Raw genomic sequence first — 3,283 nt, forward strand, 5'->3', positions numbered from 1 at the left:
GAGGGAGGGTGCGGCGGGCTGAGCATCACGCCGTCGTACGGGTGCCCCGCGGCCCCTTCTTCTCGCCCCCGGCCCGCGGATCGTGGGCCGCGCGCTCCAGCAGCACCCGCGCGCCCGGCTCGTCCAGCCGCTTGTCCGCGTCCTTGTCCAGCAGTCCGTGGATGACCGGCTCCAGGGCCCCGGCGCGTTTGGGAGGCTCCAGCGGCTCGGTCATCACCGCGGTCAGGGTGGCGATCGCCGGACCCTTGTCGTACGGCGGGCGCCCCTCCACCGCCGCGTACAGCAGCCCGCCAAGCGACCACAGGTCGGAGGGCGGGCCCGGGCGCTGGCCGCGCGCCCGCTCCGGCGCTATGTAGGAGGGCGCGCCGACCAGCATGCCGGTGGAGGTGAGGGAGGGGTCGCCCTCGATCTGGGCGATGCCGAAGTCAGTGAGGACGACCCGGCCGTCCTCGTCGGCGATCAGGACGTTGGAGGGCTTCACGTCGCGGTGCAGGATGCCCTCGCGGTGCGCGGCGCGCAGCACGTCGAGGATCGCCAGACCCACCTCGGCCGCCCGCCGCGGCTCCAGCGGGCCGTCCTCGCGCAGCACGTCGGCCAGGGAGCGGCCGTCGACCAGTTCCATGACGATCCAGGGGCGGTCGTCCTCGTCGACCACGTCGTAGACGGTGACGGCGCTGCTGCTGCGGATGCGCGCGATGGCCTTGGCCTCGCGCAGCGTACGGGTGATCAGCCGGCGCTTCTCCTCCTCGTCGATGCTGGAGGGGAAGCGCAGTTCCTTCACCGCGACGGTACGGCCCAGGACCTCGTCCTCGGCCCGCCACACGGTGCCCATTCCGCCCCGGCCCAGGACGTCGCCCAGCCGGTAGCGTCCGCCCAGGAGCCGTCCGGCCTTCTTGCCGCGGCCGTCCACGTCGCTCATGCGTCCCCTCACACTCAGCCCGCCCCAGCAGTGGCCCCATTCTCCCCCACGGGGCGGACCGCGGTGTACTCGGCCGGGGACACGCAACCGGAACGGCGGTGCGTGGAACCGGTGCTGACGCCCCGGTATCCGCGACGCGGCCGGAGCGCCCGCGCACCGGCCGCCCATGACAGACCGTCACCGGGGAGGACTCCGCGGTGTCCTGCCCGGTGACGGTGGACCGCATGTCACGGCGGCCCCGCGCGTCACGGCGACCGGAGCGTCACAGCGGCTGGAGCGGCACGATGTCCGGCGCGCCCAGCCGCGCGGCGTCGGCGGTCTGGTCGTCGGGCTGGCGCTGGGACTCCCGCTCGGCCTCGACCCGCTTGTGGTAATGCTCCACCTCGCGGTCGATCTGCCCGGCGTCCCAGCCGAGCACCGGCGCCATCAGCTCGGCGCACTCCCTCGCGCTGCGCGTGCCCCGGTCGAAGGTCTCGATGGAGATGCGGGTGCGGCGGGTGAGGACGTCGTCCAGGTGACGCGCGCCCTCGTGCGTGCAGGCGTACACCACCTCCGCCCTGAGGTAGTCGTCCGCGCACGGCAGCGGCTCGCCCAGGCTCGGGTCGGCGGCGATCAGCTCCAGCACCTCGTCGGTCAGCGAGCCGTACCGGCCCAGCAGGTGCTCCACCCGCGCCACGTGCAGACCGGTGCGGGCGGCGACGCGGGCGCGGGCGTTCCACATCGCGTGGTAGCCCTCGGCTCCGACCAGCGGCACCTCCTCCGTGGTGCACTCGGCGACGCGGTGGTCGAGCCCGTGGACGGCCTCGTCGACGGCGTCCTTGGCCATCACCCGGTACGTCGTGTACTTGCCGCCCGCGACGACCACCAGGCCCGGCACCGGGTGGGCGACGGTGTGCTCGCGCGAGAGCTTGCTGGTGGCGTCCGACTCCCCGGCCAGCAGCGGGCGCAGCCCGGCGTACACGCCCTCCACGTCGTCGCGTGTGAGCGGCACGGCCAGCACCGAGTTGACGTGGTCGAGCAGGTAGTCGATGTCGGCGCTGGAAGCCGCCGGGTGGGCCTTGTCCAGGTCCCAGCCGGTGTCGGTGGTGCCGATGATCCAGTGCCGGCCCCAGGGGATGACGAACAGCACACTCTTCTCGGTGCGCAGGATCAGCCCGGTGGTGGAGTGGATGCGGTCGCGGGGCACCACCAGGTGGATGCCCTTGGAGGCGCGGACGTGGAACTGCCCGCGTTCGGCGGTCAGCCGCTGGGTGTCGTCGGTCCACACGCCGGTGGCGTTGACGACCTGCCTGGCCCGGATCTCGTACTCACCGCCCTGCTCCAGGTCCTCCACCCGGGCGCCGACCACGCGCTCGCCCTCGCGCAGGAAGCCCACCACGCGGGCCCGGTTGGCGGCGTGGGCGCCGTAGGCGGCGGCGGTGCGCACCAGGGCTGCGACGTAGCGGGCGTCGTCCATCTGCGCGTCGTAGTACTGCAGGGCGCCCACCAGCGCGTCCTTGCGCAGAGCGGGTGCCGCCCGCAGCGCCTGGCGGCGCGTCAGGTGACGGTGGTGGGGCAGTCCGCGGCCGCGTCCGGAGGCCGTGGCCAGCACGTCGTACAGCGCCACGCCGGAGCCCGCGTACATCCGCTCCCAGCCCCGGTGCCGCAGCGGGTAGAGGAAGGGGACGGGCCGGACCAGGTGGGGGGCGATCCGCTGGAGCAGCAGTCCGCGCTCCTTGAGCGCCTCGCGCACCAGCGTGAAGTCCAGCATCTCCAGATAGCGCAGCCCGCCGTGGATGAGTTTGCTGGAGCGGCTGGAGGTGCCCGAGGCCCAGTCGCGCGCCTCGACGATGCCCGTCGACAGGCCGCGGGTCACCGCGTCCAGGACGGTGCCGGCGCCGACCACTCCGCCACCGACGACCAGTATGTCCAGCTCGCGTTCCGACATGCGGGCGAGCGCCTCGGCCCGCTCAGCCGGTCCCAGTGCCGCTGTCCTCACCACTGCCTCCCTGATGTGCCGACGCCCCGGCCGATCGCCCGTCCGTATGTCTGTCCGTACCCGTCCTGGCGCCTACCCGTTCGTCCGTCGATCCCACGACCTCGACCCGGGCGGACACCGCTCCGCACACAATCCACCATATCTGTCATATATGCGCTTAACCTGACATCGCTCACACGCCAGCCAGCCCCACGAGTCCGTCGACGGGGGAAAGGACGCCACCTCATGCCCGCAGATCTCGCCGTCCTCGGTCTGGGTCGTCTGGGTCTTCCCGCGGCCCGGGCCGCCACGACCGCCGGTATCCGCACCATCGGCTACGACCCCGACGAGCACGCCGTGCGGGAACTGGGCGCGGGGCGCCCGCCGACGGTCCCACGGCGTACAAG

Annotated in this window: 1 protein-coding gene and 2 pseudogenes; 1 reads left to right on the forward strand and 2 read right to left on the reverse strand. The window is 73.2% G+C overall.

The genetic code is table 11. The annotated features are described in order from the left end of the window. Positions 1-67: 67 nt before the first annotated feature. Both LJ221_RS18985 and LJ221_RS18990 read right to left on the reverse strand, forming a co-directional pair. A pseudogene (locus LJ221_RS18985) lies at positions 68-919 on the reverse strand (serine/threonine-protein kinase); the annotation flags it as partial. A gap of 262 nt (positions 920-1,181) precedes the next feature. Next, positions 1,182-2,897, reverse strand: coding sequence for a glycerol-3-phosphate dehydrogenase/oxidase (locus LJ221_RS18990; RefSeq protein WP_241717932.1), 1,716 nt, complete (start codon positions 2,895-2,897; stop codon positions 1,182-1,184). A 225-nt stretch (positions 2,898-3,122) separates the two neighbouring features. Between LJ221_RS18990 and LJ221_RS18995 the strand changes: the two are divergent. Then, positions 3,123-3,283, forward strand: a pseudogene (locus LJ221_RS18995) (nucleotide sugar dehydrogenase); the annotation flags it as partial.

The sequence above is a fragment of the Streptomyces sp. CNQ085 genome (assembly GCF_022614595.1).
Lineage (GTDB): Bacteria > Actinomycetota > Actinomycetes > Streptomycetales > Streptomycetaceae > Streptomyces.